This window comes from Virgisporangium aurantiacum (assembly GCF_016863635.1).
In the GTDB taxonomy this organism is placed as follows: domain Bacteria; phylum Actinomycetota; class Actinomycetes; order Mycobacteriales; family Micromonosporaceae; genus Virgisporangium; species Virgisporangium aurantiacum.
On the sequence record NZ_BOPG01000049.1, the window covers coordinates 135,952 to 153,845 of the forward strand.

Here is a 17,894-nt window from a genome sequence, read left to right on the forward strand (position 1 = left end):
TCCACCTTGGGGTTCGGCCGGCAGAGCGAGGATCTGAACGTTCCCGGGTACGGTCGCCACATGCCTGATTCGGTCGGTGACAGCGCGTGGGGGTGGCGTACGGCGACGGCCGAACTGGTTGCACGCACCCGCTTCATCACGCCGAGCCGGCTGCCGGAGGCGGTTGCCGCCGCGGCGGCGACCGCGGGCTCCGCGACCACGCTGTACCTGGTGGATCACGAGCAACGCCGGTTGCGGCCGTTCCCGCCCGGCGGCGACCCGCTGCACGTCGACGCGTCCCCGGCCGGAACCGCGTTCCGGACCACGACGCCCGAGCGCGACGGTGCCCGGCTGTGGAACCCGCTGCTCGACGGCAGCGAGCGGCTGGGCGTGCTCGGCCTGGACTCGGCGGCCGCCGACCGGTCCGATCCGGCCGTGCGGGTCGAGGTCGACCGGTTCGTGGCGCTCGTGGGTCACCTGATCGCGGTGATGTCGGCGTACGGCGACGCGTTCGAGCACGTCCGGCGGACCCGGCCGATGTCGGCGGCCGCGGAACTCGTATGGCAGATGCTGCCGCCCCTGACCTACGGTGCGGACAGCTTCGTGATCTCGGCGATCCTTCAGCCGGTGTACGCGGTGGGCGGCGACGGCTTCGACTACGGCGTCAGCGAGTCAACGCTGTACCTGGGCATCTACGACTCCACCGGGCACCACCTGCGGGCCGGGCTCACCACCGCCGTCACGCTCTCGGCCGTTCGGGCCGCCCGCCGGGCCGGTTCCGGGGTGCTGGAGCAGGCGACCGCGGCCGACGCGGCGCTCGCGGAGGAGTTCGACGATTCCCGGTTCACCACCGCCGTGCTGGCCGGCGTCGACCTGGCCAGCGGCGCCGTCCACTACGTGAACGCCGGCCACCCGCCGCCGCTGGTGCTGCGCGGCGACCGGCTCGTGGCGACCCTCGACGGTGGCCGCCGGTTGCCGCTCGGCCTGGGTGGCATCGCCGGTGGCCCGACGACGCCGGGCAAGCTACGGCTGGAAGCCGGTGACCGCCTGCTCGCCTACTCGGACGGCGTGGTCGACGCCCTCGACCGCGACGGCGAGCCGTTCGGCGTCGACGGGTTGACCGCGCTGGCCCTGCGACACGCGGCCGACGACCTGCCCGCGCCCGAGACGCTGCGTCGAATGAACCATGATGTCCTGTCTCGACAAGATGGTCCGTCGGCCGACGACGCTACGCTGCTGCTCGTGGAGTGGTCGGGCGAGGCGGTCAGGCGGTTGGCGCCGTGATCGAGGGAAGCGAGATCACAATTCAGTTCAGCAGAGCTGGTGCGCTCGCGGAGCGAGCGGACCGGCGGCACGGGCGCGGCTCGCGCAGCGAGGCGCGACCGTGACGGACCTGTCGGTCACGGCGGACGCCCATCCGCACCACACGGTCCTGTGGGTGCGGGGAAAGATCATGTTCGACTCGCAGGAACCGCTCGGCGAGGCGCTCACGGTGGCGCTGACGGTGCCGGCGCCGCGGATCGTCGTCGACCTGCACGAGGTCGCCATCTGCGACTCGTCCGGCCTGCAACTGCTGATCGACGCGCACCGCCGGGCCGCGGCGGCCGGTGGCTGGTTGCGCTTGAGCCGGCCGCAGGGGCTGGTCGAGCGGGTGCTCAAGATCACCAACCTCGACGCGATCCTGCCCGTCCACCGCAGTGTCGACGCCGCTGTTTCGGATCCCGGCCCACCGGGTAGCGGTGCCCTTTCCGACGGCACAGTTTAAGAGGCAGAGAATGAGCAGCCCGGCGCTACCGTCCGCGTTGGTCGTGGTGGGTGCCTCGGCGGGCGGGGTGGAAGCACTCCGTGCCCTGGTGGCCGGCCTGCCTGTCGATCTCGACGCCGCGGTGCTCGTGGTGCTGCACGTGCCGCGCGAGGGGTCGAGTGCCCTCCCGCAGATCCTGAACCGCTGCGGCACGCTCCCCGTCACCCATGCGGTCGACGGGGACCCGCTGGTCCGCGGCCAGGTGCTGGTCGCGCCGACCGACCATCACCTGATCGTGTCCGACGGACAGGTCCGCCTCTCGCACGGACCCGCCGAGAACGGTCACCGGCCGGCCGTCGATCCGCTGTTCCGGTCGGCCGCCCGGGCGTGGCGGGAGCGGACGATCGCCGTCGTGCTGTCGGGAACCCGGGACGACGGGACGTCCGGCGCCGTGGCGGTCGCCGACCTGGGCGGGACGGTGATCGTCCAGGACTCCGACGACGCGCTGTACCCGTCGATGCCGCGGTCCGCCCACGAGCACGTGTCCACCGCTCTGGCGCTGCCGGCGCCGGCAATGGGAGAGTCGATCCAGAAGGCCGTGGCGGCGCTGGGTCCGGCCGAGGAACCGGAGCCGCGAAGCGGAACCGACCTCCTCGCATGGGAGACGGCGATTGCCACCATGGCCGACATCACCACAGACGAGTCGAACGCGATACCGGCGGGGTTCGGTTGCCCGACCTGTCATGGCGCCCTGTTCGAACTGCCCGGCCTGCCCGCGCCGCGATTCCGCTGCCGGGTCGGCCATGCCTGGACGGCGGAGAGCCTCATCGGCGAGCAGTCCGCCGCACTGGAGGGCGCGCTGTGGATGGCGCTGCGCAGCCTGGAGGAGAAGGCGTCGCTCAGCCGGCGGATGGCCGTAGCGGCCCGGGAGCGCGGCAACACCATGGCCGCGGCGCGCTTCGACGCGACGGGCCTGGACACCGAGCAGGCCGGGCACCTGATCCGGCGGCTGATCGGTCGGCTGGGCGGAGTGATCGACCTGCCCCATCCGGATGGCACCCCATGATCGCCGAGGTCACCGAGGTGGCCGGGCCGGCGGGAACGGCGGCGGTCGTCCGGCTGGCCGGTCCGCTGACGTTCGACACCGCCCCGAGCGCGCGCACCCACCTGTTGAAGGCGGTGGCCGTCCAGCCGGTGGTGGTGGTCGCCGACGTGGCCGAACTCGAGGTACGCGACGACGTCGCCCTGACGCTCTTCCCGGCCGTCGCCCGGCACGCCGCGGCCTGGCCGGGCATCCCGCTCGTGCTGGCCGCGCCCAGCCGATGGTTGCGGGCGGCGCTCGAACGCACGGCCGTGATGCGTTACGTGCCGGTCGAGGCGACGGTCGCCGCCGCCTGCGCCGCCGTCGACGGGACCCCGCCCCGCCGCGTCACCGAGTTGATGGCGGGTGGGCCGGAGACGGTGTCGACCGCGCGGGCCGTGGTCCGCGCCGCCTGCCTCCGGTGGGAGCAGTCCGCGATCAGCGAGACCGCGGAACTGATCATGTCCGAACTCGCGAGCAACGCGGTCCGGCATGCCGGCGGCATCATCGAGATCTCGGTGAGTGTGCGCCGGCGTTATCTGCACCTCTCGGTGCGGGACCGGTCATACGAGCAGGCCCGGATCGGTCGCAACAACGGGCGCGGGCTCATGCTGGTCGACGCGATGACGACCGGCTGGGGCAGCACCGAACTGCCCGACGGAAAGGTGGTCTGGGCGACCCTGCCGCACGCGTGAGTGCCCGGTGTGACCACAGTCACCAACGCGCTACCGTGAGGCGGTGAGCGAGCCCGACCCCCAGTTCGAAGCGCTGCTGGTCTATCTGAAGGAGGCGCGCGGCTTCGACTTCACCGGGTACAAGCGATCCAGCCTGATGCGGCGGGTGAGCCGCCGGATGAGCCAGGCGGGCATCGAGTCGTACGCCGACTACGTCGATCACCTGCAGGTCCACCCGGACGAGTTCACCGCGTTGTTCAACACGATTCTGATCAACGTCACCGGGTTCTTCCGCGACCCCGAGGCCTGGGACCACCTGCGCGCGGAGGTGCTGCCGCCGATCGTCGCCGGTACCGAGCCCATCCGGGTCTGGAGCGCCGGCTGTGCCAGCGGCCAGGAGGCGTACACGCTCGCCATCGCGTTCGTCGAGGCACTCGGCCCGGACGAGTTCCGGCGGCGGGTGAAGATCTACGCCACCGACGTCGACGAGGACGGCCTGAACCAGGCGCGGCACGCGTCCTACAACGACCGGGAGCTCGCCGGCCTGCCGCCCGAGTACGGCGAGCGCTACTTCGAGGCCAACGGCACCCGGTACACCTTCCGGAACGACCTGCGCCGGTCGGTGATCTTCGGCCGCAACGACCTCATCCAGGACGCCCCGATCTCCCGGATCGACCTGCTCGTGTGCCGCAACGCGCTGATGTACTTCAACGCGGAGACGCAGTCGCGCATCCTGTCCCGGTTCCATTTCGCGCTGGCCGCCGCGGGCGTGCTCTTCCTCGGCAAGGCCGAGATGCTGCTCAGCCACGGCGACCTGTTCACGCCGGTGGACCTGAAGCGGCGGATCTTCCGCAAGGTGGCCCGACACGCGCCGGCGACCGGTCCGTTCCCGGCCGAGGCGATTCCGGCCCGGCCGAACGCGGAACTGTTCGGGCTCGACCGGGTGCGCTCGGAGGCGTTCCTCGCGAGCCCGGTGGCGCAGGTGGTGGTCACCGGCGACGGGTTCATCGCGCTCGCCAACCGGCAGGCCGAGGTGATGTTCGGCGTCTCGGGCCGCGACGTCGGACGGCCGTTCCGCGACCTGGAGCTGTCCTACCGGCCGGTCGAACTGCGCGGCTACATCGAGCAGGCACAGGTCGAGCGGCGTCCGCAGCGGGTCACCGACGTGGAGTACGCCCGGGGTTCCGGCGACGGGGTTCACCTGGAGATCCAGGTGAACCCGCTGGTCGACAGCGACTCCCGGCTGCTCGGCGTGGTGCTGGTGTTCCTCGACGTCACCGCGGCCCGCCGGCTGCAGGACGAGCTGGAGCACGCCAACCGCCAGCTGGAGACCGCGTACGAGGAGCTCCAGTCGACCAACGAGGAACTGGAGACCACCAACGAGGAGCTCCAGTCCACGGTCGAGGAACTCGAGACCACCAACGAGGAGCTGCAGTCGACCAACGAGGAACTGGAGACGATGAACGAGGAGCTCCAGTCCGCGAACGACGAGCTCCAGAGCATCAACGACCAGCTGCGTGACCGCACCGCCGAGCTGGACTCCGTCAACGAGTTCCTCGAGGCCGTGTTCGTCAGCCTGCAGGCCGGTGTGGTGGTGATCGGTAGGGACCTCCAGGTGCGGGTGTGGAACCGCCGGTGCGAGGACCTGTGGGGGCTGCGCGCCGAGGAGGCGGTGGGGCAGCACTTCCTGAACCTCGACATCGGGCTGCCCACCGACCTGCTGCGGCCGATGATCCGGCAGCTGCTCGGCTCCGAGAATGGCAGCAGCGAGGCGCGGTTGCCGTCGGTCAACCGGCGCGGCCGGCAGATCGAGGTGCGGATCGTCGGCACCCCGTTGCGCCGCAACGGCAGCGGCACCACCGGCGTCATCCTCGTGATGGACATGGAAGAACCGACGTAATCCGTTTCGGGGGCCCGGCGCCGTGGTACGAGCTATGGGTTGACCCCTGGAGGTGACGTGGACGAAACCGGCTTCCACATCTGGCGGATCGGCGACGTCGACGTCGTACGCGTCGAGGGCGTCCTCGATTTCAGCGCCTCGGTGCGGCTGCGTCTCACGCTGTTCGGCCGGCTCGACGCGGGCGCCCGGCACATCGAGGTGGACCTGTCGCGGGTCCGCCTGCTCGACGCCAGCGCGGTCAACGTCCTGTTGAAGGTGCGGGAGCGGCTGGTCGAGGACGACGGGTCGCTGGCCGCCCGCGGCGCGACCGGCCTGGCGCTTGAGGTGCTGGAGATCGCCGGGGTCGCCAAGCAGCTGGGCGCGCACGAACCGCTGGCCGAGCGGCTGTCCGATCCGACCGCCGACACCGCGACACCGGCCGCGGCACCGGGCCGTGGCGCGCAGGGTCGCTGGGGCGACGAGATCAACGAGATGATCGGCCAGATGTGCCGCGCGCCGGCCGGTTCGCCGGCCCGGGCCGCGTTGCGGGACCGGGTGATCACGCTCTGCCTGCCGTTCGTCGAGCGGCTGGCGCGGCGGTTCGGCGGGCTCGGCGAAGCGTCCGCCGACCTCGGCCAGGTGGCGGCGTTGAGCCTGGTCAAGGCCGTCGACCGGTTCGACCCGGAACTCGCCGTCGACTTCGCCGCGTACGCGACGCCCACGGTCGTCGGCGAACTCAAGCGGCACTTCCGCGACCGGGGCTGGGCCGTGCGGGTGCCGCGCCGCCTGCAGGAACTGCGGATCGACATCAACCGGGCCCGCGACGACCTCACCCACGACCTGAACCGGTCGCCGACCGTCACCGACATCGCCCGCCGGCTCGACGTCGACGAGGAGCAGGTCATCGAGGCGATGACCGCGGCCGGCGCGTACCGGACCACCTCGCTGTTCACGCCCGTCGGTGGCGAGGACGGCAGCACGCTCATGGATCTGCTGGGCGAGGAGGACGCCTCGATCGCGGCGGTCGACGCCCACGAGTCGCTCAAGCCGTTGCTCGCGACGCTGCCGGCGCGCGAGAAGGACATCCTCGCGATGCGGTTCTTCGGCAACCTCACCCAGGCGCAGATCGCCGAAAGGCTCGGAATATCCCAGATGCATGTATCACGGCTTTTGGCCCGTACGCTGGCGCAGCTCCGGCGGGGTATGGAGGCCGACGCGTGAACGTTCGAGGGAACGGAGGGGGGCCGTAGGGCTTCCTTGCATCCTCCGTTCGGCCTAACGTCGGCGGTATGGAACTGGAGTTGCGCCACCTGAAAGTGGTGTGCGCGATCGCGGAGCTCGGCAGCGTCACGAAGGCTGCCTCCGCGCTGGGTCTCGCGCAACCCGCGTTGACGGCCCAGTTGCAGCGGATCGAGCGCACTCTCGGTGGCGCGTTGTTCGAACGCGACCGGCGGGGCGCCCGTCCGACGGCACTAGGCGAACTGGTACTCAACCGCGCCCGGGTGGTGTTACCAGCGGTCGACGGCCTGCGCGACGAAGCGGCGCGCATGGCCGGCTCCGGCACCTCGGAGTTGCGGTTCAAGATCGGCACCGTCGGTGGCCCGATCCTGGGCGGGCTGGTCGACCGGCTCGCCGTCGAGCGTCCCGACGTGCAGCTCACCACGTACACCTCGCACTACGCCGACGAGTTGGCCTCGATGGTGCTCGCCGGCCGGCTCGACCTCGCCCTGATCGGTGTCTGCGGCAACGCGGGTCCGCCGGTGGCGCCCGGCATGATCTGGCGGGAGGTGGCGGTCGAGGCGGTGGCGGTGCTGTTGCCGGCCACACATCCGTGCGCGTCGCTGTGCGAGGTCGATCTGGTCGATCTCGCCGATGCCGACTGGATCGCACTGCCCGGCGACGGCTGTTTCGCCGAGTGTTTCGCGAAGGCCTGCGCCCGGGCCGGGTTCACGCCCCGGCCGGTGCAGGAGGTCGACCATTTCAGCGCGCTCGACCTGGTGGCGGCCGGTCGGGCCGTCGCGTTGTGCAAGCCGACCATCCGCACCCCGCCCGGGGTCGAGTTGGTCCCGCTGGCCACCGGGCCGTTGCGCTGGCGGCACCTGCTCGGCTGGCATCAGGACGGGCGGGTCGCCCCGCTGGCCTCCGAACTGGTGTGGAACGCCAACCGGGGCCACGCCATGGCGGTCCGCCGCACCACCCGGTACGCCGAGTGGCTCGCCCGCAACCCCGGCCTGGTCACGGACCCCCTGGCCGCCTGAGTCCGAACTGCTGAAAGTCAGGGCACCCCGGCCAGCCGCAGCAGCGCGGTGGTCACCGCCGCGCCCACCACCACGACCACGAACGGCAGCCTGCGCCAGGCGGCGAGCGCACCGGCGAGAACGCCGGCCGGCCGGGCCCACCCGGCGAACTCCGAGCCGACGAACAGCGCCGCGGTCGCGATGAGCGCGGCGAGCAGCGCCACCGCCGAGTGCGAGAGATAGGTCTGCACCACCGCGGGTAACCGCAGGCGGCTGCGCAGCAGCGGCCCCGCGATCCGCAGGCCGTAGGTTCCGGCGGCCAGTGCCGCGATCGCCAGCCAGGTCATCGACTTCCCACCTTCTGCGACTCCGGGCGCCCGGCGCGCGGCAACGGGAGGGCGAACACGAGGCCGAGCAGGGCCGCCAGCACCGGCAGGCCGGGCGGCAGGAACGGTGCGGCAGCCAGCGCCAGCACGGCGGCGCCGAGGGCGACCCGCAGCGCCGGACGCTCCTTGAGCGCGGGCAGCAGCAGCGCGAGCATGCCGGCCGGGAACGCCGCGTCGATGCCGAACGCGTTCGGGTCACCGATCGCGCTACCGGCGACGACGCCGACCACCGTGCCGACGTTCCAGACGACGAACAGCGTGCCACCGGCCAGCCAGAACGCCTGGCGACGGCTTCTCGACCCGGTGCGGGCGAGGGTAAACGCCACGGCCTCGTCGATGATGAGGTGGCTGCCGAGGAGCCGGTGGCGGCCCAGGACGTCGCCCATCGCCAGCCCGAACGGCAGGTGGCGGGCGTTGAGCACCAGCCCGCCGAGCACCGCGGCGAGCACGGTGCCACCGGCACCGACCACGCCGACGGCGAGGAACTGCGCGCCGCCGGCGAACACGAACACCGACATCACGACCGCTTTCGGTCCCGACACGCCCGAGGCGATCGCGATCGCGCCGAACGAGACGCCGACCACGAACGCGGCGGCGGCGAGGGCCGCGACGTCACGCGCCAGCCCGGGCGGTAGTGTTCGGAGGAACGAACGCATGTTCTCTACCATGAACGCTGATCGAGTGTTCGTCAAACCGAATACTTGTACGGGAGGCCGAACGTGGATGCTCGACGCAGCGCTCCCATCGATGCCATCGCGGCGGCGATCCGTCGGGAGCGCGAGCGGGTGGGGCTGTCCCTCAGCGAGTTGGCGAAGCGCGCCGGGGTGGCCAAGTCGACGCTGTCGCAGCTCGAAGCGGGCACCGGAAACCCGAGCGTGGAGACGCTGTGGGCGCTGGGGACCGCGCTCGACGTCCCGTTCAGCCGGCTGGTGGAGCCCCGGGTCGCCCCGATGATCGTGATCCGGGCCGGTGAGGGTCCGGCGGTGCCCGCCAGCAAGGCCAACTACTACGGCACGCTGCTGTCGGCGTGCCCGCCGGGCGCCCGTCGCGACATCTACCTGATCACGGTCGAGCCGGGCCCGGCCCGGGAGGCCGACGCGCACCTGCCGGGCAGCATCGAGCACGTGGTGGTGATCTCCGGCCGGCTCCGGGCCGGGCTGCCCGGTCACCTGGTCGACCTCGACCCGGGCGACTACGCGATGTTCGCCGGTGACGTGGACCACCGGTACGAGGCGCTGGCCGCCGGGACCGCGGCCGTGCTGGTGATGGAGCACGTGTAAGGCTCAGGTCGGCCGCGCTGCTACCGAGTGTCGTGGCATGCTCACCCGCTGGATGATCCGGCTCCCCCTGTGCGCGTTTGTCGTCGCTGCCGGGGCCATGCTGGCGTCCGGGCTGGCGCCCGGTGCGAACGGGGAGCCGGCGACGGCGGTGACGAGCATCTGCATCGGGGTCTTCAACCTGTTGGCGCTCGGCTTCGGGATCGTGGCCGCGGCCGGCCCGAACACCGACCGGCGCAGCCGCCGGGCCTGGCTGCTCCTGGTCGGCGTGTTCGTACTGCTCGCGATCAGCGGCGCCGCGTTCGCCCACGGACTCGCCGACGGCAAGCTGGAACTCGACGAGGCCATGATCGGCTACGCGGTCCGGATGGCGACCGTGCCCGTGCTGATGGCCGGCGTCCTCTCGTTCCCCCGGCAGCCGCCGACCCGGCAGCAGCGCCAGCGGCTGGTGCTCGACATGGTCATGGTGGTCATGGGTGGCCTCATGCTGCTCTGGTACTCGATCGTCGGCGCCGCGATGAACCGGGGAATCTCGGACGCGGCGTGGGCTTCGGTGCTGTTTCCGCTGTGCGACCTGTTCCTGATCTTCGGCGTGGGCGCGGTGCTGCTGCGCGGCTCTCCGACGGCGCACCGCCCGTTGGTGTTCCTGATCGGCGGCCTCGCCTTCTACCTGGTGGTCGACCTGATGTCGACGAACGCCATGCTCAGCGGATCGAGCGACGTGACGCTCGGCTCGTCGATCGACTACCTCGTGCTGGCGGCCATGGCGCTGGTGGCGCTGGCGGCCGCCGCCGGCGCGGCCAGGGGCTGGACCCGCGCCGACCGCCCGGCCGCGCGTTCCGTCGTCCGGACGGGGCTGCTCCGGCCCGCGTGGCTGAAGCGCCCGGGGTGGCTGGCGCGGCCCGGTTCGGGCGGCGGGGAGGGCCGACCGGTGACGATGCTGCCGTACCTGGCCCTGGCCGTCGGCTACGCGTCGCTGTTCCTCGGCGAGGTGCGCAACGGCGTCGACGAGTCCGACGTGATGGTGTTCGCCGCGATCGTCCTCACCGGCACGGTCGGCCTGCGCCAGGTGCTCGCGATGCGGGAGAGCCACCGCCTCGTCGTCACCGACAGTTTGACCGGCCTGGCGAACCGCCGGCGGCTGCGTGACAACCTGGACCGGGCGATCGACCAGGGCCGCCGGACCGGTGAGCCGGTCGCGGTGCTGCTGATCGACCTCGACGGGTTCAAGGAGATCAACGACGAACTCGGCCACGCCGCCGGTGACGCCGTGCTGGTGCATTTCGCGTCGGTGCTGAGCCGCCAGGTGCGCGGCAGCGACACCGCCGCCCGGCTGGGCGGTGACGAGTTCGCGGTCGTGCTCACCGGAATGACCGGTGCCGACGCGGGTCACCTCGCGCAGCGGGTGCTCGACGCCGCTCGCGAGCCGGTGACCGTCGCCGGCCGGACGCTGCCGATCCGCGCGAGCATCGGTGTGGCGGTCTCCGAGCCCTGCGGCACGGAGGCGCGCGACCTGCTGCACCGTGCCGACGTCGCGATGTACCGGGCGAAGCGGCAGCAGACGCACACCTGGCAGCTCTTTTCGGGCACCGAGGCGGAGCCCAGGCTCGACGTTCCGGTCGCCCACGCCGCCTGATCATCCTGGTCAACCAGCTTTCGGCGTCACCCGACAGGGGCCCGGCAATAACGCTTCAGTAACACTGGATCTCTATTACGCCCGTTTTGTGGGTAAAGATCACTGATCTCGCTCATTCAGAGTGACTGTCGAGTTGCTGTGCGAGATTCACGCTTGTCATGGCCTTTCGGCATCCTTTGATCTGCCTTTATGCTCCTCCGGTCATCGATTGAGACGCCTGTTCCCGATGGCGCCCGTGAGACCAGAAGCCTTTCTCCCCAAGGGTTCCCTCGAAACCCTTGCCCGGACGAAGGCCGCTCCGGCGCGCCCGTCGACGGGCGACTGAGACCTTTGGGGGCTCGTTTGCGCCGCTTTGCTCGGCTTCCCAGCCGAATCCTGGCCGTATCCGCCGCCACCTTCATCGGCGCGCTGGGCGCCGTCGCTCTGACCGCCGCCCCGGCCAGCGCCCACCACGCCACCCTTGTGTCGACGACCGAATGCGTCGTCGGCAAGCCCAACACGGCGAAGGTGACCTGGACGATCACCAACACCTGGCGCGGGCAGGCCACGGTCACCGGCGTCGTCCTCGAGGTCGCCGGCAGCGCCCCGGCCGCCGAGGTGGGCGACATCAAGAACACGGCCACTGTCAGACGGAACAACGGCACCCTCGTCGGCTCGAAGGAGTTCAGCACCACCGGCAAGCCGCCGACGCTCAAGGCCACCGTCGGCTGGGACGACAAGGTCGCCGAGGACGTCGGCAACGAGGCGGTCTGGCCGAAGGACAACTGTGCGCCGAAGAAGGTGCCGACCTACAAGGCCGTCAGCAACTGCGACGGCACCCAGACGATCACGATCGTGAACACCAGCGACGCGACGCGGAAGTTCGTCGTCAACGGCAACGGTGCGTGGAAAGAGACCAAGGACCTGAAGGTCGGCGAGGAATGGGTCGTCCTGGTTCCCCAGGAGCACGCCCGCAAGCCGTCGATCAAGTGGAAGTTGGACGGCGCCAACAAGTGGGAGGTCGACGAAGAGGTCTCCTGGGTCAAGCCCGACACCTGCTTCACCGCGAAGTCCGAGTCGACCTGTGAGGCTCTGAAGATCACGGTCGAGAACACCGGTGCCAAGGCGATCAAGGCGGTCATCACCGTCGGCGAAACGCCCAAGGAGACGACGATCGAGCCCGGCAAGAACAACGTCTTCACGGCCGAGGGCGTCGAGGGCCTGGTGGCCAAGCTCGTCGTCAACGATGGCAAGGCGCAGGAGTTCACCTGGACCAAGCCGACCGACTGCGGTGGTGCCGGCGGTGGCCTGCCGACCACCGGTGTCAACGCCGGCCTGCTCGCCGGTGCGGCGTTCGTGCTGGTGTCCGGTGGCGGTGGCCTGTTCTACCTGGCCCGCCGGCGTCGCATCCGGTTCGCTGCCTGACCTGAACTGATCTGAAGCACCCCGCAACCGGGGCCGGCGACATGCCGGCCCCGGTTGCTGTTGCCGGTAGGGTCTTCGATGTGAGTTGGTCCGACTACGCTCGCGCCGCACGGGAACTGGCCGAGTTGCGCCGGGTCGAAGACGCGGCAGCCGCCGACCGCGCGGCCGTCACCCGCACCGCCGCCGACGACCTCGACAATCTCACCCGCCACCTCGAGGCGCAGCGGGACCTGCTGCACAAGCTCGCCGGCACGCTCAAGCTGCCCGAGCCCTGGATCGGCCGGGCCGACCGCAGTTCGGTCACCGACGTGGCGCAGGCGCTGCACCTGGCCGCCGACGCCGCGAACGCCGCCGACGTCGAGGCGCGCCGGGCCGAGCACATCGGCACCCGGCCCATCCTGCTGCCCGACGTCTCACCCACCACCCGCAACGTGATCATCTACAGCGTGTGGGCGGGGCTCGGCTGGCTGCTGCAGTGCGGGCTGATGACGTTCAGCTCGGAGACCGACTTCGGGGTGCTGGCCTGGTCGCTGTGCGGGCTGCCCGCGCTGGCGTTCTTCGCCGGTTACCTCACCGTGTCGACGCTGGGCCAGCCACGGGTCGGCGCGAGCCTGCCGAAGCAGGTCAGGCTGGGCGGCGTGATCTGCTTCGGCGGCATGACGCTGGCCTGGATCGCCCTGATCGCCGCGTTCTCGTTCCTTCGTGGATGAAAGCAAAGGCCGCGGCCCCCTCGGGGAGCCGCGGCCGGTTGTCGCTCCGAACTAGACCACCGACAGGTGGACGTGGTTCGTGTGGTCGCAGGACGGGCTGCCGCACTGACCGCCGTACGTCTTCCAGTTGCCGGTCGCGGTCTGCCAGATCTGCTTGAACCAGATGACGTACAGCACGCCCAGCGCGTCGGCGTTGCGGATGTAGTACGCCGCGAGGTTGTTGCCGTACGTCCGGGAGTCACCGGCGGCGACGCCGCCGAAGCCACCCTTGTCGGCCGCCCAGTCGCAGGCGCGGCCGCGCGGGTGCTCACCGCCGTCTTCACCGGAGCGGTAACACGAGACGTAGTGGTTGAACCCGGCCGCCTTCGTCTGGTTGTACGCGTGCAGCAGGCGCGGGGTGACACAACCGCCCGTGGTGGGGTCGTCGACGTTGCACGACTCCTTGGGCCACGAGCCGTCGGGGTTCCGCGGTGCCCGTTGGGCCTGTGGCGACGTGGCGCTGACGAAGCCGGCGCTGTTCTGGCCGCCGACCTGTGCCACCGCCTTCTCGGCGTCCTTCTTCCGCTTCTCCATCGTGGCGAGTTGCTGCTCCTGCACCGCGACCTCGGCATCGACCTGCTTCTTGGCCTCGGCCAGTTCGCGGTTGAGCTGGTTGAACTCGCGCAACTTCTTGTCGTTGCGCAGGGCCATCTCGTTGGCGGCCGCCGCCCGGTCGACGAAGTCGTCGGGCGAGGCGCTGGACAGAATGGCCGCCGCGGTCGCCAGACCGTTGTTGCGGTAGGCCATCTGGACCAGGCCGGCGGTCGCCTCCTTCGTGGCGTCGATCCTCTTCTGCAGATCGGCGATCTTCACGGTGAGCTCGGCCTGCCGCGCGCGGGACCCTTCCAGCAGTGCCTTGGCTTCGACGAAGCCGCGGTTGGCCGCTTCGAGCTCGTCTTTGAGGGTCTTAGGCGTACCGGCGTCCTCACCGGGCTCGGCGGCGGCGGGGCTCGCGATGAACACCGCCAGGATCGCGGACATCACCGCGACCAGCCATCGCCGACTGTGCCTGTCGGTCACCATGGGTGTGGAACTGTTCCTTCCGTCGGCCGCCGACCGGGTTAGCTGACGGGTTCGGGACGGAACAGTGGTGCCCCTACCGCTTTCGCGGATTCACCCCAAGGTGCGTGGGTCCCCGGCTCGCTCGGAAGCGATTAGGCGGCAGCCACCACCGGCACCGGGGGGCGCCGCCTGGCAGTAGCCGAGCGCCAGATTAGCCAACATCGCAACCCCGTCGCACCCCTGCCGTCCGACTACTACCGGTAGCCGACTCCACATGTACGCCGCGTGAGTGTTTTGCTTGTTTCCGGCCTTGTTCTAAGGTAAGCCTTACCTATGGAGGTGGACATGAACCAGCCCTCGCCCGCGGAGCGACTCCGATCGCTGCTCTGCTCCGCCTCCTCGCTGGACATCGTCGCGGCGAGCCGCCGGGTGTCGCTGCTCGACGGGCACGCCGTCGACGACGCGGGCAGGTTGACCATCGAGGTACCGGGCGACAGCGCCCTGGCGCTCGACCTGTCCGATGGCCCGTTGCCGGCGCTCATCGAGATCACCGACGTGTCGCCGGTTGCAATGCGTAATCGGATTCGCGCCCGGGTAACCCTCGCCGGCGGGCTGCGCCCGGCCGGTGGTACAACAACGATCTTCGATATGGCTGCCGCCGATCTCACCGAGCGCGGCGTCACGACGTACGTCGCGCCGGCCGAGTTCGCCGCTGCCGCACCCGACCTGCTCGCCAGCCGCGAGGCGGCGCTGCTCTGCCACCTCGTCGACGCGCACGCCGACCTGGTGAGCTGGCTCAGCCGGCTGGTGCCGGTCGAGCGGTTGCACGGGGTCACGCGCGTGTACCCGCTGCACCTCGACCGGTTCGGCATCGTGCTCCGGCTGGAGTTCCCCAGCCACGACCGCGACGTGCGGCTGCCGTTCGGCCAGCCGTGCGTCGCCGTCGAGGACGCTCCCAGCCGCATGCTGGAACTGCTCGCCCGCGCCCGGGCCTGCCGGCGACGCGTCCCATGAGCCAAGCTGTTGCGCATGGTCGATCAACCACTGTGTCTTGACGACTTCGAAGCGCTGGCCCGGGCGAAGATCCGCCAGGACTACTGGGACTACATCGCCGGCGGCGCCGGTGCCGAACGGGCCCTCGCGGCGAACCGGGCGGCGTTCGCGCGCATCGCGCTGCGTCCCCGCGTTCTGGTCGACGTCTCCGCCTGCACCGCCGCGACCACGCTGCTCGGCCACGAGCTGGCGAGCCCCGTGGTCGTCGCGCCCACGGCCTATCACCGGATGTCGCATCCGGAGGGCGAGCTGGCCACGGCCCGGGGCGCGGCCGACGCCGGTGCCCTGTACATCCCGAGCATCTTCTCGAACTATCCGCTGGAAGACGTCGCGGCCGCGGGTGGTGCGGCGCCGCGTTGGCAGCAGCTGTACTGGCTGCACGACCGGGAGGCCTTCGGCGCCGTCGTCGACCGGGCCACCGCCGCCGGCTACTCGGCGCTGGTGCTCACCGTCGACGCACCGGTGATCGGGCTGCGCCTGCGCGACGCGCGCAACGCGCTGACGCTCGACGCCGACACCCTGCCGGCCAACCTGTTCGCCGCGCAGGACCTGCTGACCACCCGCTCCGAGGGCAGTTCGGCGGTGGCCACGCAGTCGTTGCAGGCCTTCGACGCGTCGATCACCTGGGACGACCTGGCCTGGCTCCGCGACCGGTCGCCGCTGCCGCTGGTGCTCAAGGGCATCGCCACCGCCGAGGACGCGCGGCTGGCCGTCGAGCACGGGGTGGCGGCGATCGTGGTGTCGAACCACGGCGGGCGCCAGCTCGACAACCCGATCGGAACGCTCGACATCCTGCCCGAGGTGGTCGAGGCGGTCGCCGGCCGGTGCCCGGTGCTGTTCGACGGCGGGGTGCGCACCGGTCACGACGTCGCGGTCGCGTTGGCGCTGGGCGCCGACGCGGTGCTCGTCGGGCGGCCGGCGCTGTGGGGTCTCGCGGTCGGCGGGGCGGCCGGTGTCACCCAGGTGCTGCGGCTGCTGCAGACCGAACTGGAACGGGTGATGGCGCTGATCGGACGGCCGACGGTCGAATCGATCGACGCGTCGGCCGTCCGCCGGGCATGACCGCTCAGCCGGCCTGGGCCAGCGTCACCAGGAACCGGCCGTAGCTGTCGGTCCACCGGTGGGTGGTGGTGAAGCCGGCGGCAGCCAGTTCCGCCTTCACGCCGTCGGGGTGGAACTTGGCCGAGATCTCGGTGCGCAGCTCCTCGCCGTCGGCGAAGTCGACGGTGAGGTCCAGGGCCCGCACCGTCACCCGGTACGGGCGTGACGCGCGCAGCCGCATCTCGATCCACTCGTGCCGCGCGTCCCAGACCGCCACATGCTGGAACCCGTCGGGATCGAAGTCGGCACCGAGTTCGCGGTTGATGACGCGCAGCACGTTGCGGTTGAAATCGGCGGTGACGCCGGCGGCGTCGTCGTACGCGGGCACCAGGACGTGCGGCGACTTCACCAGATCGGTGCCGACGAGGAGCCACTCACCCGGGTCGAGTTCGGCCCGCACCTCGTGCAGGAACGCGGCCCGCTCGGCGGGCACCAGATTGCCGATGGTGCCGCCGAGGAACGCGACCAGTCGCTTTCCGCCGGCGGGCAGGGCCGACAGGTGCCGGGTGAAGTCGCCGACGACGCCGCGCACGCTGATGCCCGGATAGGCGGTCGCAATGTCCACTGTGGACTGTTCCAGCGCGCTCGCCGACACGTCGAGCGGCACGAACGCGCCCAGTTCCCCGATGCGGCTCAGCGCGTCGAGCAGCAGCCGGGTCTTGTCGGACGAGCCGGAACCCAGTTCCACCAACGTCTTCGCCCGCGTGACCGCGGCGATCTCGGTGGCCCGCTCGGTGAGGATGGCCCGCTCGGCACGGGTCGGGTAGTACTCCGGCAGGCGGGTGATCTCCTCGAAGAGTTCGCTGCCGCGGGCGTCGTAGAACCAGCGCGGTGGCAGCACCTTCGGGCTGCCGGTGAGCCCGGTGCGCACGTCGTCGCGCAGGGCCCGGGTGATGTCGTCGTCGGAAATGAGATACAGCAGGGTCTCGGCTGTCATCGGATTCCTTCGGTCAGTGGACGTATGTCGACGTCGCCGGCGGTCGCGGTGACCACGTGCCGGTCGGGCACGGGTTGCCAGGCGGGGTCGTCGTCGAGCGGTTCGGAGCTGATCAGGGTGCTCGTGCCGGGAACGAGCCGCACCGAGAGCGAGTGCCACCAGGCGGTGGCCACCGCGGTACGGCCGTCGGTGAGCAGCAGGTTGAGGCGAGACGCGGGAGCGGCGTCGATGACGGCCGTCGCGGTGTCCACAATGGACTTCTCCGGGTCGGCACCCGACCGGAGCCGGTGCCGTACCAGCGCCCACAGGAATGCCGCGTCTGTGGGCGCGTCCAATGTCATCAGGTCGCGGACCGGAAGCGTCGCCGCGAGCCCGGCCACCGAATCCGGCCAGCCCGCGACGACGCCGTTGTGGCTGAACAGCCACGGGCCCTCGGCGAACGGCGCGGCGGCCGTTTCCGTGACGGGCATGCCGACGGTGGCGTTGCGCACCCCGGCGAGCACCGCACCGGCGGACGTGGCCGCGGCGAGCGGCGGCAGCGCCGCGTCCGTCCAGATAGGACAGTCGCGGCGGTACCGGATCGGGGTGGCGGCGCCGGGCGGATACCACCCGACGCCGAACCCGTCTGCGTTGACGCTGCCGCCGCCGCGCATGTCCCTCGGCGCCCAACTCTGCCGCAGCAGCGAGTGGGGCGGATCGAGGAGCAGCGCGGCGAGCGGCACCGTCGGCCCGAGATAGGCCAGGTGCCGGCACAT

At 71.1% G+C, this 17,894-nt stretch carries 18 protein-coding genes and 1 riboswitch; of the genes, 13 read left to right on the forward strand and 5 right to left on the reverse strand.

Going from position 1 to position 17,894, the window contains the following annotated elements; genetic code table 11:
* The first annotated feature begins 60 nt into the window (after window positions 1–60).
* The 7 genes from Vau01_RS37315 to Vau01_RS37345 all read left to right on the forward strand — a co-directional run bounded on the left by Vau01_RS37315 (window position 61) and on the right by Vau01_RS37345 (window position 7,615).
* On the forward strand, window positions 61–1,263 hold the full coding sequence (locus Vau01_RS37315) for a PP2C family protein-serine/threonine phosphatase (RefSeq protein WP_204003505.1): 1,203 nt from the start codon (window positions 61–63) through the stop codon (window positions 1,261–1,263).
* 100 nt (window positions 1,264–1,363) lie between these two features.
* Window positions 1,364–1,744 (forward strand): STAS domain-containing protein, encoded by a 381-nt coding sequence (locus tag Vau01_RS37320; protein WP_204003507.1) that lies wholly within the window; start codon window positions 1,364–1,366, stop codon window positions 1,742–1,744.
* A 10-nt stretch (window positions 1,745–1,754) separates the two neighbouring features.
* On the forward strand, window positions 1,755–2,789 hold the full coding sequence (locus Vau01_RS37325) for a chemotaxis protein CheB (protein ID WP_204003509.1): 1,035 nt from the start codon (window positions 1,755–1,757) through the stop codon (window positions 2,787–2,789).
* Entirely contained in the window at window positions 2,786–3,499 is a 714-nt protein-coding gene (locus Vau01_RS37330) for an ATP-binding protein (protein ID WP_204003511.1), read from the forward strand. Before Vau01_RS37325 ends, Vau01_RS37330 begins: the two co-directional genes overlap by 4 nt.
* A 43-nt stretch (window positions 3,500–3,542) precedes the next feature.
* Window positions 3,543–5,378, forward strand: a complete 1,836-nt coding sequence (locus tag Vau01_RS37335) for a CheR family methyltransferase (protein WP_204003513.1) — start codon at window positions 3,543–3,545, stop codon at window positions 5,376–5,378.
* Between the two features lie 57 nt (window positions 5,379–5,435).
* Window positions 5,436–6,578: a SigB/SigF/SigG family RNA polymerase sigma factor gene (locus Vau01_RS37340; RefSeq protein ID WP_204003515.1), complete on the forward strand. Its 1,143-nt coding sequence runs from the start codon at window positions 5,436–5,438 to the stop codon at window positions 6,576–6,578.
* Between the two features lie 68 nt (window positions 6,579–6,646).
* A complete protein-coding gene (locus Vau01_RS37345) occupies window positions 6,647–7,615 on the forward strand; it encodes a LysR family transcriptional regulator (RefSeq protein ID WP_204003517.1) in 969 nt (322 codons plus the stop codon).
* Between the two features lie 17 nt (window positions 7,616–7,632).
* Here the strand turns inward: Vau01_RS37345 and Vau01_RS37350 are convergent, their stop codons facing one another.
* Both Vau01_RS37350 and Vau01_RS37355 read right to left on the reverse strand, forming a co-directional pair.
* Window positions 7,633–7,941, reverse strand: coding sequence for an AzlD domain-containing protein (locus Vau01_RS37350; RefSeq protein ID WP_204003526.1), 309 nt, complete (start codon window positions 7,939–7,941; stop codon window positions 7,633–7,635).
* Window positions 7,938–8,636: an AzlC family ABC transporter permease gene (locus Vau01_RS37355; protein WP_204003529.1), complete on the reverse strand. Its 699-nt coding sequence runs from the start codon at window positions 8,634–8,636 to the stop codon at window positions 7,938–7,940. Before Vau01_RS37355 ends, Vau01_RS37350 begins: the two co-directional genes overlap by 4 nt.
* A 63-nt stretch (window positions 8,637–8,699) precedes the next feature.
* Here Vau01_RS37355 and Vau01_RS37360 point away from each other — a divergent pair, with 63 nt between their 5' ends.
* The 4 genes from Vau01_RS37360 to Vau01_RS37375 all read left to right on the forward strand — a co-directional run bounded on the left by Vau01_RS37360 (window position 8,700) and on the right by Vau01_RS37375 (window position 13,007).
* Entirely contained in the window at window positions 8,700–9,260 is a 561-nt protein-coding gene (locus Vau01_RS37360) for a helix-turn-helix domain-containing protein (protein ID WP_204003532.1), read from the forward strand.
* Between the two features lie 37 nt (window positions 9,261–9,297).
* Entirely contained in the window at window positions 9,298–10,893 is a 1,596-nt protein-coding gene (locus Vau01_RS37365) for a GGDEF domain-containing protein (RefSeq protein ID WP_204003535.1), read from the forward strand.
* 342 nt (window positions 10,894–11,235) lie between these two features.
* Window positions 11,236–12,297, forward strand: a complete 1,062-nt coding sequence (locus Vau01_RS37370; protein ID WP_204003538.1) for a hypothetical protein — start codon at window positions 11,236–11,238, stop codon at window positions 12,295–12,297.
* Window positions 12,298–12,377: 80 nt separating this feature from the next.
* Window positions 12,378–13,007, forward strand: coding sequence for a hypothetical protein (locus Vau01_RS37375; protein ID WP_204003541.1), 630 nt, complete (start codon window positions 12,378–12,380; stop codon window positions 13,005–13,007).
* A 51-nt stretch (window positions 13,008–13,058) separates the two neighbouring features.
* On the opposite strand, the gene Vau01_RS37380 is transcribed toward Vau01_RS37375, so the two are convergent.
* Window positions 13,059–14,069 carry a coiled-coil domain-containing protein gene (locus tag Vau01_RS37380; RefSeq protein ID WP_204003544.1) on the reverse strand — a complete coding sequence of 337 codons (1,011 nt, stop codon included), beginning with the start codon at window positions 14,067–14,069 and terminating at the stop codon, window positions 13,059–13,061.
* An 11-nt stretch (window positions 14,070–14,080) separates the two neighbouring features.
* Window positions 14,081–14,217, reverse strand: a riboswitch (cyclic di-AMP (ydaO/yuaA leader).
* 176 nt (window positions 14,218–14,393) lie between these two features.
* Between Vau01_RS37380 and Vau01_RS37385 the strand changes: the two genes are divergently transcribed.
* Together Vau01_RS37385 and Vau01_RS37390 are read left to right on the forward strand one after the other, a co-directional pair.
* On the forward strand, window positions 14,394–15,062 hold the full coding sequence (locus Vau01_RS37385; protein ID WP_204003548.1) for a DUF2470 domain-containing protein: 669 nt from the start codon (window positions 14,394–14,396) through the stop codon (window positions 15,060–15,062).
* A gap of 15 nt (window positions 15,063–15,077) precedes the next feature.
* A complete protein-coding gene (locus Vau01_RS37390) occupies window positions 15,078–16,163 on the forward strand; it encodes an alpha-hydroxy acid oxidase (RefSeq protein WP_204003551.1) in 1,086 nt (361 codons plus the stop codon).
* Between the two features lie 4 nt (window positions 16,164–16,167).
* Here Vau01_RS37390 and egtD read toward each other — a convergent pair whose 3' ends face one another.
* Window positions 16,168–17,139, reverse strand: a complete 972-nt coding sequence (egtD, locus tag Vau01_RS37395) for an L-histidine N(alpha)-methyltransferase (protein WP_204003563.1) — start codon at window positions 17,137–17,139, stop codon at window positions 16,168–16,170.
* Entirely contained in the window at window positions 17,136–17,894 is a 759-nt protein-coding gene (gene egtC / locus Vau01_RS37400) for an ergothioneine biosynthesis protein EgtC (protein ID WP_204003566.1), read from the reverse strand. Before egtC ends, egtD begins: the two co-directional genes overlap by 4 nt.

What these genes read in the sequence shown, in the direction of transcription:
- Vau01_RS37325 (WP_204003509.1), top strand. Translation starts at nt 1,755, where the DNA reads ATGAGCAGCCCGGCGCTACCGTCCGCGTTGGTCGTGGTGGGTGCCTCG.
- Vau01_RS37345 (WP_204003517.1), top strand. Translation starts at nt 6,647, where the DNA reads ATGGAACTGGAGTTGCGCCACCTGAAAGTGGTGTGCGCGATCGCGGAG.
- Vau01_RS37315 (WP_204003505.1), top strand. Translation starts at nt 61, where the DNA reads ATGCCTGATTCGGTCGGTGACAGCGCGTGGGGGTGGCGTACGGCGACG.
- Vau01_RS37380 (WP_204003544.1), bottom strand. Translation starts at nt 14,069, where the DNA reads ATGGTGACCGACAGGCACAGTCGGCGATGGCTGGTCGCGGTGATGTCC.
- Vau01_RS37390 (WP_204003551.1), top strand. Translation starts at nt 15,078, where the DNA reads ATGGTCGATCAACCACTGTGTCTTGACGACTTCGAAGCGCTGGCCCGG.
- Vau01_RS37365 (WP_204003535.1), top strand. Translation starts at nt 9,298, where the DNA reads ATGCTCACCCGCTGGATGATCCGGCTCCCCCTGTGCGCGTTTGTCGTC.
- Vau01_RS37355 (WP_204003529.1), bottom strand. Translation starts at nt 8,636, where the DNA reads ATGCGTTCGTTCCTCCGAACACTACCGCCCGGGCTGGCGCGTGACGTC.
- Vau01_RS37385 (WP_204003548.1), top strand. Translation starts at nt 14,394, where the DNA reads ATGAACCAGCCCTCGCCCGCGGAGCGACTCCGATCGCTGCTCTGCTCC.
- Vau01_RS37330 (WP_204003511.1), top strand. Translation starts at nt 2,786, where the DNA reads ATGATCGCCGAGGTCACCGAGGTGGCCGGGCCGGCGGGAACGGCGGCG.
- egtD (WP_204003563.1), bottom strand. Translation starts at nt 17,139, where the DNA reads ATGACAGCCGAGACCCTGCTGTATCTCATTTCCGACGACGACATCACC.
- Vau01_RS37350 (WP_204003526.1), bottom strand. Translation starts at nt 7,941, where the DNA reads ATGACCTGGCTGGCGATCGCGGCACTGGCCGCCGGAACCTACGGCCTG.
- egtC (WP_204003566.1), bottom strand. Translation starts at nt 17,894, where the DNA reads ATGTGCCGGCACCTGGCCTATCTCGGGCCGACGGTGCCGCTCGCCGCG.